Genomic DNA, 23,874 nt, shown 5'->3' on the forward strand with positions numbered 1-23,874 from the left:
TCAAGCTGATAGCTGATAGCTGATGGCTGAATGCTTTTCATTTGGGAGTATTGTTAATAGTTCGAGACTGTACCTGATAGGAAGTTTTTACTTCCCCTGTTTCGGATTTTTTTTCTAGAACTTTTGCTAGTTCTATTATTTGTCTTAAGCCTAATCTTAGAAAATGATTCATTGTTTTAATTTTTGATAATTAAAGAGTAGGGACGTTGCATGCAACGTCCCTACAGAGTAGGGGGAAATAATTGATAATTTATGTGGGATAATTGATTTTATTTTTGATTCTCATAAGATGTCTAAAACTCAAAAAGCTGATAGCTGATGGCTGAATGCTTTTCATTGTTCGATTCGAGCAAAATTAAAAGGAGCAGTAAAACTATTGTAGCGAATTTTAAATCTTCCCTCAAATTTACTATCAATAGCTTCTACTTTTTCACCAAACTCAGATTCTTTTTCCCAAGGTATTAGATAGGCTGCATTATAAATCATTTTTTCTGTTTGCAGGTCATTTTCTACTACTTCAATCGCCATTTGATTCAGAGTTGTTTGGAATATTTCAATAATATCTTGTTTACGATTATTCATTTCTTGTTCGATAGCTTGCCCAATCTGAATCACCTCATCCATACTTAAATTTTTGCCAACTAAACTATCTCTTTTAGTTTTTAATTCTGGATTTTCTACAAGTAATTGTTTGATCTCTGAATCTGGTTCCCAATATACTTTTATCCCTACTTCTCGATTATTTTCTAACTTAGCAAAAAGTTCTTTCATTACCTGTTCAAAAGGGTTAGTCAACTGTTGAGAAAATTTTTCCCAGTCAGAAACTACTAAACCAAATCGCATAGGCAAAACATTTCTATAACCTGCCTCCATCGCTGACTCAAGCACCTTTTCATGGGTAACTAAATTGCGACGACTTGCCAGATAACGTTCCTGTTTTGCCATAGAATAAAGCACTGCAAATTCATCAACAATTTGAATATTTACAACTTCTTTATCCAATCCTTGTAAACTTAAATTTTGCGGACCAGGTGGTAGGAATATACCATAAACATAGAAACCAGATTTCATAATTAATAATTCATTTTAGGGAATAGGGAGTAGGGGAGTGAGGGAGTCTTACAAGGGTAAGCTTTTAAGATTTGACACGGAGACAGGGAGACACGGGGACGCGGGGATTTAGTGCTTTCTTTGATGAACAGAGCGGGTAGTAGAAATTGTCCATTTTTCGGGTTATGAAGTCATTTTTACTAACTGACCTAGTATTTCTTCGAGTAAGGTAACAAATAGTCTCAAAGTTATAATGTCAAATAATCCGTTGAAATGTCAAAGTTTTCTGTCTATTGAATAAATATTACTTTTGACTTTTGACTTTTGTACGGGCGAATGGCCATTCGCCCCTACGACTTTTGACTTCAGCAAATGGGACAATTTTTGCTTAGATAAGTAATTTTAGGACTTCATAATTATGATTATCCGTTTATTAACTCTGCCTATTACTGGTCCATTGGGAGGAATAGTTTGGTTAGGGAAAAAAATTCAAGAACAAGTTGATACAGAAGTAGATGATAAAGAAAATCTTAGTAAAAAACTTCTAGCTCTTCAACTTGCTTTTGATATGGGAGAGGTTTCAGAAGAAGATTTTGAAGAACAAGAAGAGGAACTTTTATTAGCAATTCAGGCGGCGGAAGAAGAAATGCTTAAAGAGGAAGAATAGTTATTTTAGCTCTCAGTTTTTTATGTAGTTAATTAACCCTCAAAACTGCTGTATTAGTTAACAGTAATTTTATTTATGACAAATTTACAAGTAAAAATTCCAACAGATACATGGGTTTCAGCTACTTGGGATGAATATCTCCAAACTATTGAAAATCCCATTTATGCAAAAGCAAAATCTTATTATTATCAAGGAAGATTTAGAATAGAAATGTCTCCATTAAGTCACGATCATGCTAAGGATAATTCACTTATTAACATAGCTCTTGGTCTGTTTTGTTATATGAAAAATATCGACAATAATAGTTTAACCAATTGTAGTTACAGAAAAATCGGATTTCAAGAAGTACAACCAGATATTTCCTACTACATAGGTGACAATGCCAATATTATTCCCAGGGGAACTTCTGTGGTAGATTTAGATACATATCCACCGCCAGATTTAGTCATAGAAATAGCCAATACTTCACTGTCTGATGATAAAGGTGAGAAAAGGTTGATTTATGAAGATTTAAAAGTCAAAGAATATTGGATAGTTGATGTGAAAAATGTAGATATTATTGCTTTTACTATGGTTGATGATGGCAGTAAAAGGATTACAGAATCTCAAGTTTTACCAGGGTTACTAATAGATGTTTTAAAGGAGGCTTTACAACAGAGTCTAAGCATCAGTCAAAATCAAGTTATTGCCTTCCTATTTTCTCAATTTAAAGAGAGGGAATAGGGAATAGAGAATAGGGAATAGGGAACCAATAGAATGTGTAATTAATTTTGCTTATTAACTTATATTAGTTATTAGTTAATAGCTAAATTTGTAGGCTCAGTTAGACGGCTTAAATTTAAACTATGAAGTAGATTTAGCAATCCGTCGTAACGCACAATTTCAGATGTGTCAGTCCAGTAGAGGTTTGATTTCCAAATCCTATTTTCCCTTAGGTTTGGAGACTAAACTCCTACAATTTACAATTTTTGCTTAGAACTAATTTAAGGGTATAATCATTTTATTCCTGAAAAATAAAAATTAAACATTATGTCATTAGAAAATATTCAACTAACAATTACTCTATCTGACCCACAATTAGAAGAGGAACAACTTCAAACAGATACTGAGAATATGTTGTCGGAAATTCAAGGATTTGATGGAGTACAAAAGGCCGAGGGTAAAATATAGTGATGGTAAATTTGGCTTTTCTGTGCAGAAGAAAATTTATCAGAGTTTGGGTGGAACAAAAGAGTATCATAGGGAGGTATGGGAAAAGTTTGCAGATAAAGTAGGATGGAGAAAAGGAGACGAATTGTTGAGCTACGATGAGCTAACTTGGGTGAAGGACACATCATCGCATTGCATGGGACACCTCCCTGTGGGTGGGGTGGGTTTTGAAGAAGAACACATGTGGTCCTTTTATAATGAGCTTCATTTCAAGCTCATCTTTTCTCTAGCGCGGAGACTTGTAGACTGTAACATATAAGCGTTTCAGTCGCCTTAGTCAGTTATCAGTTATCAGTTATCAGTTATCAGTTAGTTGAATTAGTCTTGCTCATTCATAAAAGACTCATAAACTCCTCAACAGTTAAACCAGTTTAGTAGGTTGGGTTAAGCGGCAGCGCAACCCAACAAAAATCTATATCTATAGAAATAAAATATCTGTTGGGTTTCACTTCGTTCTACCCAACCTACGAAATGGTTATTTTTTATTATTAGGAATTATGCAACTCACCATCTGAATTTAACTCTTCCATACATTCTAAATAAGATTCTATGGCATCTTTAATATTTTCCAATGCCTCAATTTCAGTTTCTCCCTGAGACCAACATCCAGGCAAATAAGGACACCAAATAGCATATCCTTCATCAGTTTGTTTGAGTTTAACTCCGTATCGCATCTTTATTTTCAGTTATCAGTAAGAGATTTAAAATTTATTGTAATGCTTGAATTATACCAACCTATTTCTCTAACCAAAGACTTCCCAGAATATAACCTGAAAAAAGGTGACATTGCTATGTTAATTGATACAGCAATTCACCCAGAAGGAGGAGAAAATGGTTATGTATTAGAAGTATTTAATGCCGTAGGAGAATCTATCAATGTAATTATTGTTCCTATGTCTGCTGTTGAACCTTTAAAACAAGATAAAATTTTGTCTGTTCGTTCTTTAGTAGAAATAATCTAAATAGAGACATTATCATTGGTATTGTCATTACGAGGCGGTCATAAATGAGTTAAGCTATTAAGAAAACAATTAAATTAGCCGAAGCAATCTCTTCTAGAATTACTAGAAAACTAGCAACGATAAAATTGATATTGTCATTGCGAGGCGGTCAGAAACCAGTTAAACTTTTAAGAAACATATTAAATTAGCCGAAGCAATCTCTTCTAGAATTACTAGAAAGCTAGCAACGAGCAAATTAATATTGTCATTGCGAGGCGGTCAGAAACGAGTTAAGCTATTAAGAAAAAAATTAAATTAGCCGAAGCAATCTCTTCTAGAATTACTAGAAAACTAGCAACGAGCAAATTAATATTGTCATTGCGAGGCGGTCAGAAATGAGTTAAACTTTTAAGAAAAATATTAAATTAGCCGAAGCAATCTCTTAGTTGAAATTTTGGCTAGTGAGATTGCTTCGGGGGCATGTCTGAAAGAAAACTGAAATAACTTTTACCATCCACCCTCGCAATGACAAAATAGAAGCAATTTATTCATAAAAATTTTACCTAGTGAGATTGCTTCGGGGGCATGTCTGAAAGAAAACTGAAATAACTTTTACCATCCACCCTCGCAATGACAAAATAGAAGCAATTTATTCATAAAAATTTTACCTAGTGAGATTGCTTCGGGGGTATGTCTGAAAGAAAACTGAAATAACTTTTACCATCCCCCTCGCAATGACAAAATAGAAGCAATTTATTCATAAAAATTTTACCTAGTGAGATTGCTTCGGGGGTATGTCTGAAAGAAAACTGAAATAACTTTTACCATCCCCCCTCGCAATGACAAAATAGAAGCAATTTATTCATAAAAATTTTACCTAGTGAGATTGCTTCGGGGGTATGTCTGAAAGAAAACTGAAATAACTTTTGCCATCCCCCTCGCAATGACAAAATAGAAGCAATTTATTCCTCAAAATTTTGGCTAGTGAGATTGCTTCGGGGGTATGTCTGAAAGAAAACTGAAATAACTTTTGCCATCCCCCCTCGCAATGACAAAATAGAAGCAATTTATTCCTCAAAATTTTACCTAGTGAGATTGCTTCGGGGGGATACTTGAGAGACAACTGAAATAACTTTTGCCATCCCCCTCGCAATGACAAAATAGAAGCAATTTATTCCTCAAAATTTTACCTAGTGAGATTGCTTCGGGGGGATACTTGAGAGACAACTGAAATAACTTTTGCCATCCCCCCTCGCAATGACAAAATAGAAGCAATTTATTCCTCAAAATTTTACCTAGTGAGATTGCTTCGGGGGGATACTTGAGAGACAACTGAAATAACTTTTGCCATCCCCCTCGCAATGACAAAATAGAAGCAATTTATTCCTCAAAATTTTACCTAGTGAGATTGCTTCGGGGGGATACTTGAGAGACAACTGAAATAACTTTTGCCATCCCCCCTCGCAATGACAAAATAGAAGCAATTTATTCCTCAAAATTTTGGCTAGTGAGATTGCTTCGGGGGTATGTCTGAGAGACAACTGAAATAACTTTTACCATCCCCCTCGCAATGACAAAATAGAAGCAATTTATTCCTCAAAATTTTGGCTAGTGAGATTGCTTCGGGGGTATGTCTGAGAGACAACTGAAATAACTTTTACCATCCCCCTCGCAATGACAAAATAGAAGCAATTTATTCATAAGAATTTTGGCAAGTGAGATTGCTTCGGGGGTATGTCTGAGAGACAACTAAAACAACTTTTGCCATCCCCCCTCGCAATGACAAAATAGAACCCTCTTCGTTTAAGTTTTGGCAAGTGAGATTGCTTCGGGGGTATACTTGAGAGACAACTGAAATAACTTTTACCATCCCCCCTCGCAATGACAAATAAAGTAAATTATGTTAAAAGACATTATCGAAGTTAGTCACCAAGAAAACTATCTACTTTATCTTAAATTTGAAGATGGGAAAGAGGGAATTGTTGATATTAGTCAGCTAATAAAATTTACAGGAATTTTTGCCAAATTACAAGACATAAATTATTTTAAAACCGTCAAACTTAATCCTGAATGGGGAACAATTTATTGGGAAAATGGGGCAGATTTAGACCCAGATGTTTTGTATTCTATTGTGACAGAAGTCGAGGAAAGCAATCTTAAATTACTTCCATAATTTTCAAAATATTTTTGTTTGTAGTAGGGCTTTAGCCCATATATATTCGGGCTGAAGCCCTACTACAAGCTTTAATTATAACTATTCAACCAGAGATAATAAAGAAAAAAAATATTTACTCTAATAAAATTTAAAAATATTCTAAAATAAAGCCTATAGAAAACCAAATATATAAACTTTTTAATTGAAATCAAAAAATTTATAAATTTCTTGTTCCTTTTTATCCATAAAAAAACTAATGGAACTTTTTGATAACCTAAACTTAGCAATGTTTAGTGGCAAAGGAGGCGTGGGAAAAACCACAACTTCTTGTGCTTTTGCTTGCCAATGGGCGAAAAAATTCCCTGATGAAAAAATCCTGTTAATTTCCACCGATCCTGCCCACTCTTTAGGAGATGTCCTGCAAATAGAAGTTACAGATACACCAACACCCTTACAAACTTTACCCAATCTTTCAGTCAGAGCTTTAGATGCTAATCTCCTGCTCGAAGAATTTAAACAACGTTATGGCGATATCCTAGAACTATTGGTAGAACGAGGTAGTTTTGTCGAAGGGGAAGACCTCACCCCAGTCTGGGATTTAGATTGGCCAGGATTAGACGAATTAATGGGTTTACTGGAAATACAACGCCTCTGTAACGAAAAGGTAGTCAATCGAGTAGTAGTAGATATGGCTCCGAGCGGTCATACTCTCAATTTATTCCGACTAATGGATTTTTTGGATACCCTACTCAACTCCCTAGAACTTTTTCAACAAAAATATCGCTACATAAAAGAAAGTTTTGCGGGTAAGTATACACCAGATGAGGCGGATGAAACATTACAAAATCTTAAGGACGAATTAGCAGCAGGTCGTCATTTATTACAAGAGTCTCCTAATACCGCTTGTTTAGTTATGGCACTACCCGAACCCATGAGTTTTCAGGAGACCAGGAGATTTTTAGATTCTTTGGAAAATCTGAAAATTTCTTACAGTGCGATTTTTGTGAATCAAATTGTTATAGATAAAGATAGTAGTGGCGATCGCTGTCTGGAACAAGGAAAGTTAGTTAGTCAGTTTATGGAACTGGCAGGAGAAAAATCGGTATACCTGATACCCCAACAAAATTCTGAACCTTTAGGTATAACTGCCTTAGAAAATCTAATTGACCAAATTTCTCCAGCAGAAAGTCTACCACTCTCAACTTCTGGGAAAGTAGATATCAAATGGCCGGAAAAAATTCCTCCTGGTTTTACTGACTTTATTGAAGAGGGTAAGCGTTTATTAATTATTGGGGGAAAAGGAGGCGTTGGGAAAACTACTATAGCTGCTGCCATTGGTTGGGAAATGGCACAACGACATCCTGACAGTCAAATTAGAACAGTTTCTATCGATCCTGCCCATTCTTTAGGAGATGCTTTTGGTTTAAATCTAAGCCATGAACCGTCTATAATTAATACTAACCTCAAAGGACAAGAAATAGAATCAAATCAAGTTATTGACAAATTTCGAGAAGATTATTTGTGGGAATTAGCAGAAATAATGAGTGGGGAAAAACCGGATAATTCAGCGTCTTTTGAAATGGCATTTTCTCCCAAGGGATGGCGTCAAATTGTTGAGCAAGCTTTACCTGGTATTGATGAAATATTATCCTTATTAACAGTAATTGAATTGTTGGAGGAAAACCAAGAAGATTTAATTATTTTAGATACAGCTCCCACTGGTCATTTATTACGTTTTTTAGAAATGCCTAGTGCCATGCAAGATTGGTTAAGTTGGATTTTTAAACTATGGATAAAATATCAAGATATTATTGGTCGAACCGAATTTATGGGGCGTTTAAGAACTTTACGGAAGCGGGTGGTTAATGCACAAAAAATTCTGAAAGATTCGCAAAAAACAGAATTTATTGGAGTTATGCGTCCCCAGACCGGAGTTATTGCCGAAGCAGAACGTCTTTATCAATCTCTTGTAGAAAAGGAGATAGCACAAAATTATGTAGTTTTAAATTGTTTTACCTCTAATAGCGTTGTTCCTAGGAATAAATTTCCAGGAGCAAAAATTGTTTGTATGCCAATGTTACCTCGTTCAATTGAACCTATCGAACAAATTAAAGGAGCAGCTAATTATTTATTTTGATTTAGCCGTCAGCTATCAGCTATCAGCTATCAGCTCAGAAAAATTTGCAAAATACTAACTAATACCATTTTAATAAAGTTATGGCTTAAGCCTAAATTCTTAAGCCCCCCTTTCCAAGGGGGGGTTTGGGGGGATAAAACTATTCTATATCTTTAAAAAATTGGTATAACTAACTAACTAACTTATTAACTATGCACCGTTCAGCCAAACGTGGAAAAATTCCACCAAAACTTAGCAGTATGCCTCGCCAACGTTCAGAAGCAACTACATATTTAACAGTATATAAAAATGTTGTGGAAAAAGAACGTTTACAAAAAGAACTGCAAAATTTAGAAAGACGATGTAACCAAATTAAAGAACGTCTTGCTGTTCTGGATGAAGAAACAAATAAAGAGCTAAAAAGTCAATCTCGGCAACCAATTAAATCTCAGAAAACTACCATGAATAAATTAACAAGTAAGAAAGTAGAAAAACGTCAAACTAGAACACCAGAACCACCTAAATCAAAGTTCAAAACAATTACTTTAGGATATTGACATACTCCCGACGTTGCGCTTACGCGACATGACGAACGCGGGATTCTTCAGCCAGGGAAGCCCTGACCGCTGTTTTGACAGAGGTGATGTCCTCCCCCTGTATTGATAATAATCCTATTTTTTGTATTAGAAGGGCTGAGTTATAGTCTCTGTCCAACTCTTGCCCACACTTAGGGCATGAATGCCAGCGCTCAGATAAGCTTTTAGGGACTTTACTCAAACATTCCCAACAATATTGAGATGTACCTTTGGGGTCTACTTTGATAACTCGCTTTCCCAATTTCCAGGCTACATACTCTAGAACTTGAACAAACTGACCAAAAGCTGCATCTTGCAAAGACTTATTGAGTCCTGACTTAGCTGATTGACCATTGGGTAAGAATTGACCATTGTCGCCTAATTTAGCTTTACAACGTCGAACTAAATTAGCTATCTGTAAGTCTTCGATGAAAATAACACTTACATCTGAAAATAGATGATAAGCTAATTTGAATTGCCAGTCTAACCGTTGTCTAGCTATCAACTGATGCAGTTTAGCTATTTTGTGCTGGAGAATCTTCCAAGGCTTTGAATGTTTTTGTCTCTTAGCCAATCTCACCTGAAGTGTAGATAAACGATGTTCAGAGAACCTGAAAAACTTAGGAACTTCTATAAATTCTTCATCACTGGTAACAGCATAGTGCAACAGTCCTAAATCAATACCTTTTGAGTTATCTTCGGTGGGTTGAATTTCTACAACCTCGCAAGGTACACCCTTATCTTCTATCGTGAAGCTAATGTACCACCCGTCAACTTCACGAATCACTGTACCTGTCTTAACCTTGAATCCTACTGGTATTGGACGATTGTAGACAAAAGGGACTAAACCAATCTTTGGCAGATTTACACAAAAACGACCGTTGGCATTTTTGACAATATTGGTATTTGATAGCTGAGGATAACTGAACGAATTATAGTAATGTTTACCTTTGAATTTAGGTCTACCACTGGTTTTACCGTTTTTATCAGCTTTAGTAAAGTTATCCATTGTTGTTTGTACTCTTTGGATAACATCTTGTAAAACCTGGGAGTGTATGGACTTATATTCAGGAAATAGTTTTTTAGTTTGTGCTAAGTCTGCTAGTTGAACAGTCTCCCACAAAACATAGCCATTGACTAGATTCGGATGTTTGTCCCCTTTCCTCGTTATTGGATTACCATCGCTGTCTTTCTTTCTGCCGTCCCGTGTTTGTACTCTAAACTCTGGAATATTTTGATAAATCCGTTGTACGGACGTTGCATGCAACGTCCCTACCTACTGAAACATTAAGTGGACAAGCTTTTACTGGTGTGCGGGTTGCTTCAAACCAGTTTACCCTTTCAGCTAAACGGTAATTGTATTGCTTTCTGGCTAATTCCAACCAATTAGCTATAATTACCGTTTGCCTTTTATGAGGTTTTAGCTTGTATTTATATTTCAGTAGCATTCTAGTATCGACCTTTATCTCTACACTTGTTATTATAATGACTGTATGTTTTATTGTCAACAGTTATATTGAAGTAATTATGAAAAATGATTTTGTATCAAGTGGTAGAGCAGTTTCTGACATGAAAGCTCACTTAGTCTTGGTAACTAAATATAGAAAAAAAGTAATCAACCAGGAAATGCTCAAGCGCTTAGGAGAAATAGTAGACAATCTATGCACTAAATGGGACTGCAAACTAATAGAGTTCAACGGTGAACCCGACCATGTACATTTGTTATTTCAATACTACCCACAGTTAGAATTACCTAAATTTATTACTAACCTGAAATCTGTAAGCAGTAGAAGACTTAGGGCAGAGTTTTCAGAACAAATAAATCAGGTTTACTTCAAAGCTGTTTTGTGGAGCGAATCCTATTTTATAGCTAGCTGTGGTGGTGTCAGTGTTTCAGTGCTAAAAAAGTACATAGAGAATCAGGAGGAACCACACACATAACGCCCGGCTTTCCCATACGGTGCTGAATTGAAAATTACAGCGCGGGACTTCCCGCCGGGGGGTTAAAATAATTAATAATTAATAATTAATAATGACCTATCCTGACAAAATCTTACTTTTAACTTTTGACTTTTGACTTAATAATGACCTATCCTGACAAAATCTTACTTTTGACTTTTGACTTTTGACTTTTGACTTTAACCAAATCTTACTTTTAACTTTTGACTTAATAATGACTACTGTACTTAATGTCTCACCCCAACAATTTGTCAGCACCCCCGGTGTCGAACGTGTAGCTCAACGTGCTTTGCGTTATTTAAAATCTGGCTACTCAGTTCACTTGCGCGGGCCAGCAGGAGTAGGCAAAACCACCCTTGCATTACACCTTGCTCATCTACGTCGCCAACCTATTGTTTTAATGTTTGGAGATGATGAATTTAAAACCTCAGACTTAATAGGTAATCAATCTGGATATACTCGTAAAAAAGTTGTGGATAATTATATCCATACTGTATTAAAAGTTGAGGATGAACTAAAACATCATTGGGTTGACTCTAGATTAACCTTAGCTTGTAAGGAAGGTTTTACTCTAGTTTATGACGAATTTAATCGCTCTCGTCCAGAGGTAAATAATATTTTACTCTCAGTTTTAGAAGAGAAAATGTTGGTTTTGCCACCCAACCAAGACCGCTCAGAATATATTCAGGTTAATCCTAGGTTTAGAGTAATTTTAACTTCCAACTCAGAAGAATATTGTGGAGTTCATGCTACTCAAGATGCTTTATTAGACCGAGTAGTTACAATTAATATGGGAGAACCTGATGCTTTAACCGAACAAGAAATAGTCATACGTCAAACAGGTATCGATCCAAAAAAAGCTGAAACTATAGTTAACCTAGTGCGTACTTTTCGGACAAGAATAGGGGAAGAAAAATTAGGTGGTTTGCGTTCCTGTCTAATTATTGGCAAAGTTTGTCACGACCACAATGTTCCAGTGAATGGTCAAGACCCTCATTTTCAAGATATTTGTGCTGATATATTAATATCGCGAGCTAGTTTACCCAGGGTGGAAGCTATGCAGCGACTGGAGGAAGTTCTAAAGGAATTTTTCCCCACTGAAAAAGTTTCGACCTCTAATGTTTAGCTTACGGAAAGTATTTTATGAGTACCAATACTAACAATAAATTAGTCACGGCAACTAATGGGTCTAGTTTAGCAGATATACTGGAAAGAGTTCTGGATAAGGGAATAGTTATTGCAGGAGATATTTCTGTTTCCGTTGGTTCGACAGAACTTCTCAGCATTAAAATTCGCCTATTAATTTCTTCTGTGGATAAAGCTAGAGAAATTGGAATTAACTGGTGGGAAAGTGACCCCTACCTCAGCAGTCAAAGCAATTCTCTGATGGAGGCAAATCAAAAACTTCTTGACCGAGTTGCTTCCCTAGAGTCAGAGATAAAAGCACTTAAGAGTGATGGATATGAATATCATACCAATGGTCACTCTCCAAATAACAGTAACAATAATGGTCACAATAACGGTAAAACATGGCAATAGATACAGCAATAAAAATCAAAACTAGCAAAGATATTCTCAGTAGTAAAGCTATTCGTGGGTGTTTGTCTTGTCGCGGTCTCCATGGTCGCAATAATAGAGCAGTCGAAAGAGCTAGAATGCGGGTTGCTAGAACTGAAGTTATGTCTCACAGAGAACTTCAACAATGGCGGTTTGCTAAATGGCAAGCTTTACAACGTTGGTAGTAAATAATTAATAATGAATAATTAATAATGAATAATTAGAGCTGATTTATAAATAAGAAGACTAGCTAAAAGGAATTTTTTTCTTTGTTTTCCATGAATGGAGAGGCTTTATACCTTAATTTATCGGTAATTTAGAATTTATAATTCTGAGTTCTGAATTCTGAATTCTGAAGTAATTCCTGACACTCATTTTCTTGGTTAGCAAGAGCAAAAAAATTACTCCCCCACTCCCGTACGGACGTTGCATGCAACGTCCCTACCCCACACTCCCCACACTTTATTTCTTATGTCTCCAGAACCGTCTCCACAACCATCTCCAGAAGAACCCTCTATAATTCCTATTGGCAAATCTCAAAGTAATTCTGAAGCAGGGTTAGCTCCATTGTTGCTAACAGTTATTGAGTTGGTACGGCAACTAATGGAAGCTCAGGTGATTCGGCGAATGGATGCTGAAATGTTGAGTGATGAAGAATTAGACCGTGCTGCTGAAAGTCTGCGACAGTTGGAAGAACAGGTGATTAAGCTCTGCGAAGTATTTGATATTGACCCCGAAGATTTGAATTTGGATTTGGGTGAAATTGGTACTTTGTTGCCCAAGTCAGGAGAGTATTATCCAGGAGAAAAATCTGAAAGTCCTTCTATTTTAGAGTTATTAGACAGAATCATCAATACTGGAGTGGTTTTGGATGGCAGTCTAGATTTAGGTTTGGCGGAGTTAAGTTTGATTCATGCTCGTTTACACTTGGTTTTGACTTCTAAACCGATCGATCAAAGGAAAAAATAAGTGGCAGTCCTGCAACCGTTACGTCCGCAGAGACTGGAACAGAGTGGAAGGCAACAAGAACAAGGGTTTCAACTGTATAACATTTCGTTACATAGTAAGATTGATTCGTGCCATAGTATTCAAAGACGCTCGAACCATATTTGACATATTTAGGACTTACGCAGATACGCTATATATAGTGTTTAAAACTATTGTTCAATCGCTACTAACCCCTATAAATAGTGCCTTCGCGTAAGTCCTGATATTCTTGTTAGTCCTAGGTTGTAAGGTTTATTGTTCCGAGTAAGGAGGGTGAGCATTGCTCACCCAATTGCGTCAATAGCCCGCCCCATCGAGATTAAATTCATTACTACGCAGGCATTCGATTCGGCTGATGAGTGTTGGATGACCTGCGTTTTTCGTACCTCATGCGTAAGTCCTGTGAATAGCGATCGCTATTTGCTTGAATAACGTTTCTCAATTTGCTGAATGATTGTGTCCCAAAAATCTTCTTGAGCTACATCTTCAACAGCTTGGGCAGACAGGGCATTATCAGAAGTTTCGGGAGGACCAAGATTCGTCAAAGCAGGAGGAACCCACCACTGGAACAATCCTGGGTATTTTGGTAAATACAGGCGCATGAACATATAGAAATTGCCTTCGGGTGCGGGCAACCAGTTGGGACACAGATCCCCATTGAGCTCCCCCTCCTGATCTAAACACTCGCTTGGAGGATCGTGCTGGATGGAAATTGTAACGCTGCCATCGTCACCGTCGTCCAGATCGCTTCTGTCTCCAACAGAAAAGCGATTGATATCATTCGTGACCATAGTAGTATCGGTGTCATACATGGTGATGGACCAGAATTCATTCACCTCGGGTTGCTGGCCCTTCTCGAATCGCAGTTCATAACGGTTGGCTCCGGTCAGCAGATTGCCCTCTCCATCCAACGATGCATTCAGGTAAACGGCCTCGTCCGGATCGTTGGCAATAAAACCAGATTCGGCCTGCATCGCACGGAGTAACCAGTCTTTTGTTTGGGAGGGGCGGCCAGCTTCCGGCGGTGGGTAGTTCCAGCCATTGACCTGCTTCTGAGCGTACCCGTTAGCAAAAGCATTCCTGATAATCTGTAAACCATCGACAGCAGCACATTCGAGACCGTGCTTGGTACTCTCGCTTTGGAGTTCCACATCTAACCCGGGTCCAATGCCTATGCCCTTGAATAAATCCAGCAAAGCGCTATCTGCAGGGTCGGGGGGATTGTCCGCCATCGCATGGTTAATATTCTTCCAGTCCGCAAAGTCACCCTCATAGTAAGGCTTCCAGAGTTCGGGCACGTCTGGTTCTGAAGCATCGGGATCATTCCACTGAGACAGAGGTGTTAACTTGTACTGGCTTTGAATGGCATGGACTCTGGCCAACGCGAAATCTTTGTCTAATTTGTCTAATTTTCGGTCTAATTTTCGTTCAATCTCTGTCACCATAGTTCGCCCGAAGAGATGCGCCCAAGGCGTACTGGAAGATCCTTCAAGTTTCTGCACGTCATCAGGCAGCTCGCCTTCCCAATTCGGACCAACAATGGCATAGTTACCGGCTTCTGGTCCAGTGGCACGCTGACCCACATAGGCAAAATTGTCTCCCCGGTAATCAACCATCTGAATTGTGTAGTAGCGATCGATTTCGGGTACTGACAGAATGAGGGGTTCGTCTCCGAGATATACAACTGCGTGGGAATAGAGGGTGTCATTCTGATTCCCCCCTCCGACAAAGGTATCGTCTCTTAATTCCTCGTAGTGGTAAAACTCGTTGACTTTCCCACCTTCATCCGTCATGCGAGTCCAGTAAGCCTTTGGCATATAAGTCCAAGGGAAGGCATAGATATAGGCTTGCACGCCGAGGGTGTAGGCATATTCTTCTTCCCAATCACTAAGATTTTCACAGGTATCTTCCGTTTCTTGAGCAAGAACAGGGCCTGTGGGTAATATGATATTTCCAAGGAGAAGGGAGGTAGCGATCGCCACTACCACCATCACTCTCCAAATTCGATTCAAAATCATCGGTAAAACCTGATAAACAAAACTAATATTTGGACAACTTGTTGTTTAGTTCTTCAATAAAGCCAGTTTTCTTGGCTTACGCCATAACTAAATCAGTATGAGTCCTGGATACTTTCTGACTTAAAAATTACTTTAGTGGTAAGCTATCTCTGTGAATAAGTAAAAATTATAACTTTTTCAGCCATACAAATTAAATAACTAATTGTTTTTTTGTATTAGTTTTGCTTATGATTAATCTGATTATTTTTTTTGATGAAGTGCTGTAAAAATAAGTTTGTTGATGGAGATAAACAAAAGTAAAATTACCCAAACTAAAAATTCTCCTGGGACAGACAATCTTCGGATTGTCTACAAATCCTTTAAAGATATGGATTATTTCAAGAATTTTTTTAGCGGTCGCGGGCTGGAAATTACACAACTCACTTGTGGTTATATTCAAGCTGAGTTTTTGTCAGCTCAGGTTGGTGACATATATTTCGTTTGTCGTCAAGTGAGTCAAGGGATTCAAGCTTTGGGTGAACAGTTGAAGGAATACTTATCTTTTGGGATATCTTGTTTTGAGAGTGATGAGGGATTGTACTCCCACCGTAGGTTTGTCGATCCTCAAAGAACTATTTTTGGTTTCAATGACAAGGGAACAGATCTAATACTTCCTAAAGGTGGAGTGATGATAACCATTCTAATCCCTAAGAAAACTTTTCATGTTTATGCACAACAACTACAACGCTACGATCTCGATGATAGTTTCCTGAGTAAAAATTCTGTGAATTTGCTACCAACTGGGATGAAAGAAATTAAAGATTATCTGAAACAACTATTTTGGTTAGCAGTACACCAACCTACTTGGTTTCAAAACCCTCACATTGAAAAACTCGTTACTGATGATTTCCTTCCTTTGTTGATTAGTCAGATTCCCATCAAGTTAAATTCTAAGTCTTTCCTCAAAGCTTCCCGAAGAGAAAAGTTGATTGCCCAAGCTGAAAAAGAAATGTTAGCCAACTTAAATAAACCTCTGACTTTAAAACAACTCGCTCAAAATTTAGGCTCTAGCAGTTGTGCATTATCTTTTGGTTTTAAAGACTTATTTGGCGTGAGTCCGATGCGCTATCTCAAGGTACGACGACTGAATGCAGTGCGAGAACACCTGAAAGCAAGCGAACCTGACAATTGTACCATTGTCTTCCTGGCTAATGAATTTGGGTTCTACTGTCCGAGTAATTTTACTAGAGATTACAAAGCCATGTTTGGGGAGTTGCCTTCAGAGACTTTAACAAAACACTACAAAAGTTAGCTTGAGTATTGAGCGATAAATATATTCGGAATCTAAAGTTTTTCTTATAATAATTATCTTTTTAACAATTTAATGCTACTGTTTGCCTCCCAATATATTCAGTAGATAGAGCGATCGCCGACATTCTCAAATTCTCCTGCTTCAGTCACAGCAATAAATTAACTTCTGACTTCTGTAGGGGCGAATGGCCATTCGCCCGTACCAATTCTGACTTCCAATATATGTTACTAGGTTACAAAAACAGTTTTAAAAATGGGTTAGTGTTGAGGACGTAAAGTTAATAAACTAGATAAAATCTACTTTTCAGCACATCTAATACCCCACTTAACAAATAAATAATGTTGACAATTATTGGTTGCGGTAATCTTAACCGTAGTGATGATGGGGTAGGAGTAATTATTGCTCAACGCTTGCAGCAATATCTGACTGAACATCCTCATCCAAATGTCCGGGTTTATGACTGCGGTACTGCGGGAATGGAAGTGATGTTTCAGGCACGGGGAACTCAGCAATTAATTATTCTGGATGCTAGTGCCACAGGTTCTGAACCAGGTGCAATATTTAAAGTTCCTAGTTCGGAGTTAGAAACACTGCCAGAACCTAGTTATAGTTTGCATGATTTTCGTTGGGATAATGCTCTAGCGGTGGGTCGAAAAATCTTTCGGGAGGATTTTCCTGAAGATGTAATTGTCTATTTAATAGAAGCTGAAAATTTGGATTTTGGTCTAGAACTTTCTTCTGTAGTTCAGCGTTCTGCTGAGAAGGTTTTTCAAGAACTTATATCAACTCTAATTGATTAAGTATCTGTGCAAAATTAATTTAACTAGCTATCAGCTATCAGCCTAAAAATTTGCGCTAGGCATCTCTTTGCAGAGCTGACCGCTGAATGCTTACCTATAACACAAGGAAATTATCATGGACGAACAAAGAACAGAACAATATTATGAATTAATTGATAAATTAGTTCAATGTCCTAATGGAAAAGAACCTGATGTTTTAGATGAAAATATTGAATTAGTTGATGCTGGTTTTGTGTCAGTTTTAATGCAAGTTGGTCAGGCACAAATTCATCATGGCAATCAAGATGGTGCTAAATTTTTATTCCATCTTGCTCGTGAATTAGCTAAACAATTAGGATTATATCCTGACCCTGAAACTGCTGCAGCACCTGCCCAATAAGTAGATAATTAATGTTATGTTTTCTCAGACAGAAGCAGAAAAATTAGCCATTGATTTTTTAGGGAATGATTGGGAAATTCCCCAGGCAGAACAAGAGTGGTTTACTATTAGAAATACGAAACAAGAGCCTAATTGGTATATTGTGGAAGTAGCAATAGAAGGATATCCTGATTATTGGATTCTTCAGGTTTATGATACAAGTGAATGTGACCCTTGTTATACTTTTGTCTCTCCTTTAAGTGGTTCTCAAGATACAGATGATTTGCAGGAATTACCAGAATCTATTGCTAATATGATTAGCTTTGAGCGTAATTCACAAAATTCTGCAACAGCAAAAGTTTGAATATAAAATACTAAATCAAGTTCGATATCTTGGGGAATATTAATAGTTAAAATTGATGATTTATTCTGATTTTTTTACTATTAATATATATCCATCGAGCTTGATTTTGTTGTATAGCAGAAGGAAGAAGGAAGAAGGAAGAAGGAAGAAGGAAAAATATTGCGTTGTCTGAGTTTTAAGCTGTCGATATGTCTTAACCTTTCATAAGAAATATAAAAAGAGTATAAACAATGAGAGGGTAACTAAGTATATTGATAAAATAAAAATAACTTGAAAGTTAGACTTGGATAATCATAACAAATATATTTTTGTTAAAAATACTAATTTATTAAAAACTGTGCTTCAAACTATTAGTGATACCTCAGTTAGGGCAGCATTGAAGGCTATAGAATCTGAATCAGCAAATGTTGCAGAAAAAATTCAGATGCTGATAGAAATGGCAAATGGGTTGCAACAAAAACCAAAAGACTCTAAACAACTAGATGATGCTATCGGCCTATATCAACAAGCTATAGAATTATCCAGTAACGATTATCCTCTCCTGCAAGCAAGAGCATTGGTAGGAATAGCAACAGCCTTAAGAGCTATGCCAGGAGAAGGACCCGATCTATTGCTGGAGGCGAGAGAAGCTTATGAAACTGCCCTAGAAATATTACGGGAACAAGGAATACCTGAAGAAGTTGCAGAAGCGGAAATGAATTTAGGCTTGGTATTACAAGCATTAGTTAATTTTAACTTGGCAACAACAAAACAGGTAATAGAAACATATCAACGGGGGTTACTAATATTTACCGCAGATAAACACCCACAAGAATATGCCATATTACAGAATAATATCGCGATCGCCTATCTCTCAATGACCCTATCTCCAGAAAGAGAAGGTATGCGACAAGCAATGGCAGTACAATCATTTGAGGAAGCATTAAAGGCAGTTAACCTCATCGAACATCCCAACGAATACGCGATGTTGCAAAACAACCTGGCCAATGCCTTACAATACCTCCCCAGTCTGCATCCGATAGACAATAATTTACGGGCATTAACTGCATACAATGAAGCCTTGAAAGTCCGTACTGCAAAAGATACACCATTAGAGTATGCAGCTACCATCTCTAATAAAGCCAACCTGCTATACAACTTACCAGATAACCCGAAACACCCAGAAGCAGGAAATCAGCAAAATCTACTCCAGGCAAAAATTCTCTATGAAGAAGCTCAAGCAATTTTTTGTCAGTATAGCGAAGTAGAAAGAGCAGCAATAGTTTCCGAAGCATTAGCAGCAGTAGAAAGCGAACTATCAATTTTTGATGTTCAGGACTTACGCAAAGACAATGTTTATAGAGTCCAGTAACTATTGGACAATAGTTATGAGTACTATATATAGCGTATCTGCGTAAGTCCTAATGTTGAAATAGCAGTCAGGGGTCAGCGGTCAGCCATCAGATCTCAAGGCGTATGATGGGGGTGTCCTCCCCCCAGAACACACACACTACTAATTTTTTCAAATAAGCGTGGGGGACACCGAACCCGCCGATTTTAGCTAAAAGCTGTTAACGCACTTCCTCTGCAAGAGGCTAGCTGATAGCTGATAGCTAGTTAAGTCAGTAGTTACTAAATAAAAAGGAGAATAAACAAAATGAGCGGTCTAATTACCGTTGTCAATACTATGATTACAGACTTGGAAGCCATACCAAGCTTTCAAATTTTTATCAGTGACCTAGTTACTGGAGAAATTACTTTACTAACAGCCATATTTTGGCTAGGAGTTGCTAGCGGAATTTCGATTATCGCTGGTGCTATTGGTGGAATATGGTTAGCAAGAAAAGATTTAGGTTATAGTCTGGCTGCCATGATTGGTGGTTTATTTGGCCCTGCTGGTGTAATTCCGGCAGTTATTGTTGGCTTGGCAATTTTAAAATTTGTTTAGGTTTGAGTGAGTTATTCATCCGCCAAGAAATTTATTTCTTGGCTCAAAGCAGAAGTCATCTAAAGATGACTAAAGATAGCTAATTTATTATGGCTAATTAATGAGACTTGATATAACAGTAGAAAAAAGGAGAAACAATTATGCTAGAAGTCGGTTGGTTTAGCTCCAAATTATTACTCAAAGGAAAACTATTACGAAATCCATTTTATTTTTTCAAACAAGTAACTATAGCTACTTCTTTTGGTGCTTTATTACTAATAGCAATGGCACAAATGGGAACAACACTATTGTTTCCAATTATTATTTCTAGTTTGGCAACTGGAATCTCTATGCCATTTTTGCTGAAAGATGTGAAGTTGCAATAGGAAGAAAATAATAAAAATGACTCAAGCCAAACTTCCCTTGCAAGAGTCTGTGAGTCTAGAATCTCTAGTATCTGATATTACTCACTTTGAGCAGGTGATCGCTCATTGGGATGAAAATCAAAAGGTAGTGGTTGAAGGGTTGAAAAATGCCATAGAAGCATTACACAAGGAAGCTTTAACCCGATTAATTCGTAGTGTTAAACAGGAGTCTATGCCAGCATTGCGTCAGGCAGTGCAAGATGAAGTAGTTTATAGTCTACTGCACTACCACGAATTGATTAAACCACCTACACCTTCTCTAGAAATTAGGATTCAGCAGGCATTAGATGAAGTGCGTCCCGGTTTGCAAAGTCATAATGGTAATGTGGAATTACTTGCCATAAAACTACCGGATACCGTGGAAGTAAAATTAGTGGGAAACTGTAGTAATTGTCCTGCTTCAACCTTAACCATGAAAGATGGAGTCGAGCAGGCAATTAAAACCCACTGTCCGGAAATCAAAAATGTGGTTTCGGTCAATACTCCGGTTAAACGTGGAAAAGCAAGCAATACTATTGCGAGTCCCTTTGCTGCACAAGAGGAAACAGGTTGGGTTGCTTTAGCAAATATTGACCAGATACCGGAAGGTGGTATTTTAGCTGTTGATGTGGATGGGTTGAAATTAATTTTGACTCGTGTGGGTAATGATGTCATTGCCTATCGTAATAGTTGTAGTCATTTAGCTAAACCTTTAGATAAAGGAGAAGTAATAGAAGGTATTCTCACTTGTCCATTTCATAACTTTAAGTATCACTTAGCAACCGGGCAATGTTTGACTGCTCCAGAAATGACCTTGCAACAGTATCCGGTAACTATGAGAGGCGATCGGATTTTGATTCAGTGTTAGGCAGAGAAAAGTTTCAAGTTTTGAAATTAGATATCTGCAAAAAAGAATATAGGGACACTCCTTGGAATGTCCCTACAATAATTTTAGGAAATACTGGGGGCACAATCATATTTATGTGCCCTATTTTTATAGATGATGTGCGTTGACATCCTCCCCGGCCTAAAGGCACGGGGATTCCTACTGAGCCGTAGCTCCTCGGCGGGTTGACGCTTTGCTTCGCATAGCTGCCGCTAACACAGGGTGCTGCTTCCTTGGCGGTAGTCTAACGCTTCCCTCCACGTCCGCGCACGAGTTTCCGAGTGCCCCCCGGCAACTAATAACACTGTACCACATATTCAATTCACTTGCACATAAAATAAAAAGTCGCCCTACAAGGGCGAGGCTTTAAACCCAATTTTTCGGTAAAAAACTACTCTATCAATTAGATGAGAGAAGAATCACTAACATTAGTGAACCGACTTGCGATCTGCTCTGGACTAGCTACAGTATTTTCTAGAGTAGCTAAAAGTTGGTTATCTAAGAAGATTTGAGTATTGTTGCCAACAGCCTGAATACTTAACTGTTGTGAATCTAAAGTTAATCCATCATCCAAAGCTAACCAGTCTTCACTAATATTGAAGTCTGTGAATAGGTCCGATCCTTGAGAGTTGATAACGAAGATATCGCTACCACTACCCCCAGTCAGAGTATCATCACCGACCCCACCAAACAAGAGATCGTCACCTGCTTCTCCGAGGAGAGAGTCATTTCCTGATAATCCACAGAGGGTATCATTATCGGTACCACCTAACATGGTATCATCACCTTCCTCACCCCACAATAGATCCTCACCTTGGTTGCCAAACATGAGGTCATCTCCGAGACCACCAAATAGTTCGTCTTGCTGACCTTCTGCACCAACTTCTGCTGAAAGTTCGGGGTTGTCACCGTACATAGTATCGTTACCATCACCTCCACAGATAGTATCATTACCTTGATCTCCAAACAGAAGGTCGTCACCTGCTTCACCATATATAAAATCGTCATCCTTACCACCTCGCGCAGTATCATTTCCTGTACCACTAATGATAGTATCGTTAGCAAAGTTACCATTGAGGTAGTCGTTTCCTGCACCGCCAGAAATCAAGTCTTTTCCTAACAAATCAGCATCAACAACACTACTGTTGCCACCAAAAATTGTGTCATTTCCTTGCTGACCCAGAAGAGTATCGTTGCCTTGGTCGCCTAGTATTAAATCATTATCCTTACCTCCATATACGAAGTCATCTTCCTTACCTCCATACATGACATCTTCTCCACGACCGCCTTCCATAATATCGTTACCACGACCGCCGTAGACGGAATCTTCTCCTATATCTGCTTCTAAAGAACTTGAACTGCGGTCAGCAATAATTTTGTCATCGCCGTTTTCACCCATGAGCATATCGTCACCCTCTTGTCCGAAAATAGTATCTGATTCCTTACCACCATGAACTTCATCGTTACCGTTACCACCCATGAGCATATCGTTACCACGGTTTCCATTGACCATATCATCACCGCTTCCACCGTCAAGAATATCATTACCAGATAAGTCTTTGTCAGTACCAGTGGTACCACCGAAGATGACATCGTTACCGGCCTCACCAAGGATGATATCGTTGTCCATATCGCCCCAGATGGTATCACCTTCCTTACCACCACGGATACTATCATCTCCTTTACCAGCAAGAATTACATCACTTTCTTCTTTGCCATTAACAAAGTCAGCACCATTTTTGGCATAAATTTGGTCTTCACCCTGACCACCATACATGATATCAGGACTATCAAGACCTTCCATGGTGTCGTTGCCACCTAAACCATCAACAACTGGGTTTATTGCACTAGATGTAATAAATTCACCAGCTTCTGTACCCAATAACATCTCTTCAAATTGACCGGGATTGAGAACTATAGCAGGTTCAACTGGTAAATCAACAAGTTCTATGGTTGGAGGAGGAGGACATGAATGATCTTCTTTCTCTATTCCACTTGTTTGAGCTGGTTCTGGAGCTGGAGCTGGAGCTGGAGCTGGAGCTGGAGCTGGCTCTGGAGCTGGAGCTGGAGCTGGAGCTGGAGCTGGAGCTGGCTCTGGAGCTGGAGCTGGAGCTGGAGCTGGAGCTGGAGCTGGTTCTGGAGCTGGCTCTGGTTCTGCCACATCAACAGTAATGTTGGCAGGCTCTAAGGGATTACCATCCTGGTCATTAGCTGTATAAGGAATGCTAGCTTCCCCAGTAAATTCTGGTTCGGGGGTGAAGGTAACTTGTCCTTGGTCGTTGACGGTAAATGTACCTTGACCTTCTACAGTGACTGTTTTCTGTATTTCTTCTGTTTCTGGGTTGAGGTCGATGGTAGCAGGGTCGATGTTGTTGTCGTTTTCGGTGAGGTCGAAGGTGACTGGTTGACCTGCGGGGGTACTTTCACTGTCGTCTTCTAGTGCTGCTGGTGCCACGACCTCAACGGTAATGTTGGCTGGTGCTAAGGGGTTGCCGTCTTGGTCGTTAGCTGTATAAGGAATGCTAGCTTCCCCAGTAAATTCTGGTTCGGGGGTGAAGGTAACTTGTCCTTGGTCGTTGACGGTAAATGTACCTTGACCTTCTACAGTGACTGTTTTCTGTATTTCTTCTG

The 23,874-nt window shown here is 38.2% G+C and carries 28 protein-coding genes; 21 read left to right on the forward strand and 7 right to left on the reverse strand.

What is annotated here, in order from left to right; genetic code table 11:
* Positions 1-37: 37 nt before the first annotated feature.
* Positions 38-172 carry a hypothetical protein gene (locus F6K23_RS22880; RefSeq protein ID WP_293160105.1) on the reverse strand — a complete coding sequence of 45 codons (135 nt, stop codon included), beginning with the start codon at positions 170-172 and terminating at the stop codon, positions 38-40.
* 161 nt (positions 173-333) lie between these two features.
* A complete protein-coding gene (locus F6K23_RS22885) occupies positions 334-1,071 on the reverse strand; it encodes a GvpL/GvpF family gas vesicle protein (RefSeq protein ID WP_293160106.1) in 738 nt (245 codons plus the stop codon).
* Positions 1,072-1,468: 397 nt separating this feature from the next.
* Between F6K23_RS22885 and F6K23_RS22890 the strand changes: the two genes are divergently transcribed.
* The 4 genes from F6K23_RS22890 (at position 1,469) to F6K23_RS22905 (ending at position 3,185) form a co-directional block, all read left to right on the forward strand.
* Positions 1,469-1,717 carry a gas vesicle protein GvpG gene (locus tag F6K23_RS22890; protein WP_293160107.1) on the forward strand — a complete coding sequence of 83 codons (249 nt, stop codon included), beginning with the start codon at positions 1,469-1,471 and terminating at the stop codon, positions 1,715-1,717.
* A gap of 75 nt (positions 1,718-1,792) precedes the next feature.
* Positions 1,793-2,440 (forward strand): Uma2 family endonuclease, encoded by a 648-nt coding sequence (locus F6K23_RS22895; protein WP_293160108.1) that lies wholly within the window; start codon positions 1,793-1,795, stop codon positions 2,438-2,440.
* A 306-nt stretch (positions 2,441-2,746) separates the two neighbouring features.
* A complete protein-coding gene (locus F6K23_RS22900; RefSeq protein WP_293160109.1) occupies positions 2,747-2,887 on the forward strand; it encodes a hypothetical protein in 141 nt (46 codons plus the stop codon).
* Positions 2,856-3,185, forward strand: a complete 330-nt coding sequence (locus F6K23_RS22905; RefSeq protein WP_293160130.1) for a GUN4 domain-containing protein — start codon at positions 2,856-2,858, stop codon at positions 3,183-3,185. Before F6K23_RS22900 ends, F6K23_RS22905 begins: the two co-directional genes overlap by 32 nt.
* Before the next feature lie 229 nt (positions 3,186-3,414).
* Here F6K23_RS22905 and F6K23_RS22910 read toward each other — a convergent pair whose 3' ends face one another.
* Positions 3,415-3,600, reverse strand: a complete 186-nt coding sequence (locus F6K23_RS22910; RefSeq protein WP_293160110.1) for a type II toxin-antitoxin system HicB family antitoxin — start codon at positions 3,598-3,600, stop codon at positions 3,415-3,417.
* A gap of 42 nt (positions 3,601-3,642) precedes the next feature.
* Here F6K23_RS22910 and F6K23_RS22915 point away from each other — a divergent pair, with 42 nt between their 5' ends.
* The 4 genes from F6K23_RS22915 (at position 3,643) to F6K23_RS22930 (ending at position 8,695) form a co-directional block, all read left to right on the forward strand.
* Positions 3,643-3,888, forward strand: coding sequence for a DUF4926 domain-containing protein (locus tag F6K23_RS22915; RefSeq protein WP_293160111.1), 246 nt, complete (start codon positions 3,643-3,645; stop codon positions 3,886-3,888).
* Between the two features lie 1,879 nt (positions 3,889-5,767).
* Positions 5,768-6,040 carry a DUF2442 domain-containing protein gene (locus F6K23_RS22920; protein ID WP_293160112.1) on the forward strand — a complete coding sequence of 91 codons (273 nt, stop codon included), beginning with the start codon at positions 5,768-5,770 and terminating at the stop codon, positions 6,038-6,040.
* 238 nt (positions 6,041-6,278) lie between these two features.
* A complete protein-coding gene (locus tag F6K23_RS22925; RefSeq protein ID WP_293160113.1) occupies positions 6,279-8,159 on the forward strand; it encodes an ArsA family ATPase in 1,881 nt (626 codons plus the stop codon).
* Positions 8,160-8,350: 191 nt separating this feature from the next.
* Positions 8,351-8,695 carry a hypothetical protein gene (locus F6K23_RS22930; RefSeq protein ID WP_293160114.1) on the forward strand — a complete coding sequence of 115 codons (345 nt, stop codon included), beginning with the start codon at positions 8,351-8,353 and terminating at the stop codon, positions 8,693-8,695.
* A 19-nt stretch (positions 8,696-8,714) separates the two neighbouring features.
* On the opposite strand, the gene F6K23_RS22935 is transcribed toward F6K23_RS22930, so the two are convergent.
* Entirely contained in the window at positions 8,715-9,980 is a 1,266-nt protein-coding gene (locus F6K23_RS22935) for a transposase (protein WP_293160115.1), read from the reverse strand.
* The gene (locus F6K23_RS42030; protein ID WP_367267783.1) at positions 9,931-10,161 is read right to left on the reverse strand and encodes a helix-turn-helix domain-containing protein; all 231 of its coding nucleotides are present in this window, start codon (positions 10,159-10,161) and stop codon (positions 9,931-9,933) included. The genes F6K23_RS22935 and F6K23_RS42030 overlap by 50 nt, the downstream gene beginning before the upstream one ends.
* Before the next feature lie 79 nt (positions 10,162-10,240).
* Between F6K23_RS42030 and tnpA the strand changes: the two genes are divergently transcribed.
* The 5 genes from tnpA to F6K23_RS22960 all read left to right on the forward strand — a co-directional run bounded on the left by tnpA (position 10,241) and on the right by F6K23_RS22960 (position 13,198).
* The gene (gene tnpA, locus F6K23_RS22940) at positions 10,241-10,654 is read left to right on the forward strand and encodes an IS200/IS605 family transposase (RefSeq protein WP_293160132.1); all 414 of its coding nucleotides are present in this window, start codon (positions 10,241-10,243) and stop codon (positions 10,652-10,654) included.
* A 232-nt stretch (positions 10,655-10,886) separates the two neighbouring features.
* Complete coding sequence (gene gvpN / locus F6K23_RS22945) at positions 10,887-11,798, forward strand: gas vesicle protein GvpN (RefSeq protein WP_293160116.1); 912 nt, start codon at positions 10,887-10,889, stop codon at positions 11,796-11,798.
* A gap of 17 nt (positions 11,799-11,815) precedes the next feature.
* Positions 11,816-12,211 (forward strand): gas vesicle protein, encoded by a 396-nt coding sequence (locus F6K23_RS22950; protein WP_293160117.1) that lies wholly within the window; start codon positions 11,816-11,818, stop codon positions 12,209-12,211.
* Positions 12,202-12,414 carry a hypothetical protein gene (locus F6K23_RS22955; protein WP_293160118.1) on the forward strand — a complete coding sequence of 71 codons (213 nt, stop codon included), beginning with the start codon at positions 12,202-12,204 and terminating at the stop codon, positions 12,412-12,414. The genes F6K23_RS22950 and F6K23_RS22955 overlap by 10 nt, the downstream gene beginning before the upstream one ends.
* Positions 12,415-12,700: 286 nt before the next feature.
* The gene (locus F6K23_RS22960; protein WP_293160119.1) at positions 12,701-13,198 is read left to right on the forward strand and encodes a gas vesicle protein K; all 498 of its coding nucleotides are present in this window, start codon (positions 12,701-12,703) and stop codon (positions 13,196-13,198) included.
* Positions 13,199-13,632: 434 nt separating this feature from the next.
* Here the strand turns inward: F6K23_RS22960 and F6K23_RS22965 are convergent, their stop codons facing one another.
* Positions 13,633-15,234, reverse strand: a complete 1,602-nt coding sequence (locus tag F6K23_RS22965; RefSeq protein ID WP_293160120.1) for a DUF1254 domain-containing protein — start codon at positions 15,232-15,234, stop codon at positions 13,633-13,635.
* A 280-nt stretch (positions 15,235-15,514) separates the two neighbouring features.
* Between F6K23_RS22965 and F6K23_RS22970 the strand changes: the two genes are divergently transcribed.
* From F6K23_RS22970 to F6K23_RS23005, 8 genes are all read left to right on the forward strand, one after another.
* Entirely contained in the window at positions 15,515-16,525 is a 1,011-nt protein-coding gene (locus F6K23_RS22970) for an AraC family transcriptional regulator (RefSeq protein WP_293160121.1), read from the forward strand.
* Between the two features lie 338 nt (positions 16,526-16,863).
* Positions 16,864-17,325 carry a hydrogenase maturation protease gene (locus F6K23_RS22975; protein WP_293160122.1) on the forward strand — a complete coding sequence of 154 codons (462 nt, stop codon included), beginning with the start codon at positions 16,864-16,866 and terminating at the stop codon, positions 17,323-17,325.
* Between the two features lie 115 nt (positions 17,326-17,440).
* Positions 17,441-17,704: a hypothetical protein gene (locus F6K23_RS22980; RefSeq protein ID WP_293085078.1), complete on the forward strand. Its 264-nt coding sequence runs from the start codon at positions 17,441-17,443 to the stop codon at positions 17,702-17,704.
* Between the two features lie 16 nt (positions 17,705-17,720).
* Positions 17,721-18,047, forward strand: a complete 327-nt coding sequence (locus tag F6K23_RS22985; protein ID WP_293160123.1) for a hypothetical protein — start codon at positions 17,721-17,723, stop codon at positions 18,045-18,047.
* A 283-nt stretch (positions 18,048-18,330) separates the two neighbouring features.
* Complete coding sequence (locus F6K23_RS22990; RefSeq protein ID WP_293160124.1) at positions 18,331-19,398, forward strand: hypothetical protein; 1,068 nt, start codon at positions 18,331-18,333, stop codon at positions 19,396-19,398.
* Between the two features lie 285 nt (positions 19,399-19,683).
* On the forward strand, positions 19,684-19,974 hold the full coding sequence (locus F6K23_RS22995; protein WP_293160125.1) for a hypothetical protein: 291 nt from the start codon (positions 19,684-19,686) through the stop codon (positions 19,972-19,974).
* Positions 19,975-20,114: 140 nt separating this feature from the next.
* Positions 20,115-20,339 (forward strand): hypothetical protein, encoded by a 225-nt coding sequence (locus F6K23_RS23000; protein ID WP_293160126.1) that lies wholly within the window; start codon positions 20,115-20,117, stop codon positions 20,337-20,339.
* A gap of 16 nt (positions 20,340-20,355) precedes the next feature.
* Complete coding sequence (locus F6K23_RS23005) at positions 20,356-21,225, forward strand: NifU family protein (protein WP_293160127.1); 870 nt, start codon at positions 20,356-20,358, stop codon at positions 21,223-21,225.
* 421 nt (positions 21,226-21,646) lie between these two features.
* On the opposite strand, the gene F6K23_RS23010 is transcribed toward F6K23_RS23005, so the two are convergent.
* Positions 21,647-23,874, reverse strand: a 2,228-nt coding sequence (locus tag F6K23_RS23010) for an Ig-like domain-containing protein (protein WP_293160128.1), incomplete at its 5' end; no start/stop codon positions are given.

This window comes from Okeania sp. SIO2C9, from assembly GCF_010672455.1.
Classification (GTDB): domain Bacteria; phylum Cyanobacteriota; class Cyanobacteriia; order Cyanobacteriales; family Microcoleaceae; genus Okeania.

Coding starts and splice junctions, on each gene's coding strand:
- F6K23_RS22930 (WP_293160114.1), top strand. CDS start 8,351: ATGCACCGTTCAGCCAAACGTGGAAAAATTCCACCAAAACTTAGCAGT.
- F6K23_RS22960 (WP_293160119.1), top strand. CDS start 12,701: ATGTCTCCAGAACCGTCTCCACAACCATCTCCAGAAGAACCCTCTATA.
- F6K23_RS22925 (WP_293160113.1), top strand. CDS start 6,279: ATGGAACTTTTTGATAACCTAAACTTAGCAATGTTTAGTGGCAAAGGA.
- F6K23_RS22905 (WP_293160130.1), top strand. CDS start 2,856: ATGGAGTACAAAAGGCCGAGGGTAAAATATAGTGATGGTAAATTTGGC.
- F6K23_RS22885 (WP_293160106.1), bottom strand. CDS start 1,071: ATGAAATCTGGTTTCTATGTTTATGGTATATTCCTACCACCTGGTCCG.
- F6K23_RS42030 (WP_367267783.1), bottom strand. CDS start 10,161: ATGCTACTGAAATATAAATACAAGCTAAAACCTCATAAAAGGCAAACG.
- F6K23_RS22950 (WP_293160117.1), top strand. CDS start 11,816: ATGAGTACCAATACTAACAATAAATTAGTCACGGCAACTAATGGGTCT.
- F6K23_RS22995 (WP_293160125.1), top strand. CDS start 19,684: ATGAGCGGTCTAATTACCGTTGTCAATACTATGATTACAGACTTGGAA.
- F6K23_RS22915 (WP_293160111.1), top strand. CDS start 3,643: ATGCTTGAATTATACCAACCTATTTCTCTAACCAAAGACTTCCCAGAA.
- gvpN (WP_293160116.1), top strand. CDS start 10,887: ATGACTACTGTACTTAATGTCTCACCCCAACAATTTGTCAGCACCCCC.
- F6K23_RS22985 (WP_293160123.1), top strand. CDS start 17,721: ATGTTTTCTCAGACAGAAGCAGAAAAATTAGCCATTGATTTTTTAGGG.
- F6K23_RS22980 (WP_293085078.1), top strand. CDS start 17,441: ATGGACGAACAAAGAACAGAACAATATTATGAATTAATTGATAAATTA.
- F6K23_RS22965 (WP_293160120.1), bottom strand. CDS start 15,234: ATGATTTTGAATCGAATTTGGAGAGTGATGGTGGTAGTGGCGATCGCT.
- F6K23_RS22970 (WP_293160121.1), top strand. CDS start 15,515: ATGGAGATAAACAAAAGTAAAATTACCCAAACTAAAAATTCTCCTGGG.
- F6K23_RS22955 (WP_293160118.1), top strand. CDS start 12,202: ATGGCAATAGATACAGCAATAAAAATCAAAACTAGCAAAGATATTCTC.
- F6K23_RS22975 (WP_293160122.1), top strand. CDS start 16,864: ATGTTGACAATTATTGGTTGCGGTAATCTTAACCGTAGTGATGATGGG.
- F6K23_RS22910 (WP_293160110.1), bottom strand. CDS start 3,600: ATGCGATACGGAGTTAAACTCAAACAAACTGATGAAGGATATGCTATT.
- F6K23_RS22895 (WP_293160108.1), top strand. CDS start 1,793: ATGACAAATTTACAAGTAAAAATTCCAACAGATACATGGGTTTCAGCT.
- tnpA (WP_293160132.1), top strand. CDS start 10,241: ATGAAAAATGATTTTGTATCAAGTGGTAGAGCAGTTTCTGACATGAAA.
- F6K23_RS22880 (WP_293160105.1), bottom strand. CDS start 172: ATGAATCATTTTCTAAGATTAGGCTTAAGACAAATAATAGAACTAGCA.
- F6K23_RS22920 (WP_293160112.1), top strand. CDS start 5,768: ATGTTAAAAGACATTATCGAAGTTAGTCACCAAGAAAACTATCTACTT.
- F6K23_RS23005 (WP_293160127.1), top strand. CDS start 20,356: ATGACTCAAGCCAAACTTCCCTTGCAAGAGTCTGTGAGTCTAGAATCT.
- F6K23_RS22900 (WP_293160109.1), top strand. CDS start 2,747: ATGTCATTAGAAAATATTCAACTAACAATTACTCTATCTGACCCACAA.
- F6K23_RS23000 (WP_293160126.1), top strand. CDS start 20,115: ATGCTAGAAGTCGGTTGGTTTAGCTCCAAATTATTACTCAAAGGAAAA.
- F6K23_RS22890 (WP_293160107.1), top strand. CDS start 1,469: ATGATTATCCGTTTATTAACTCTGCCTATTACTGGTCCATTGGGAGGA.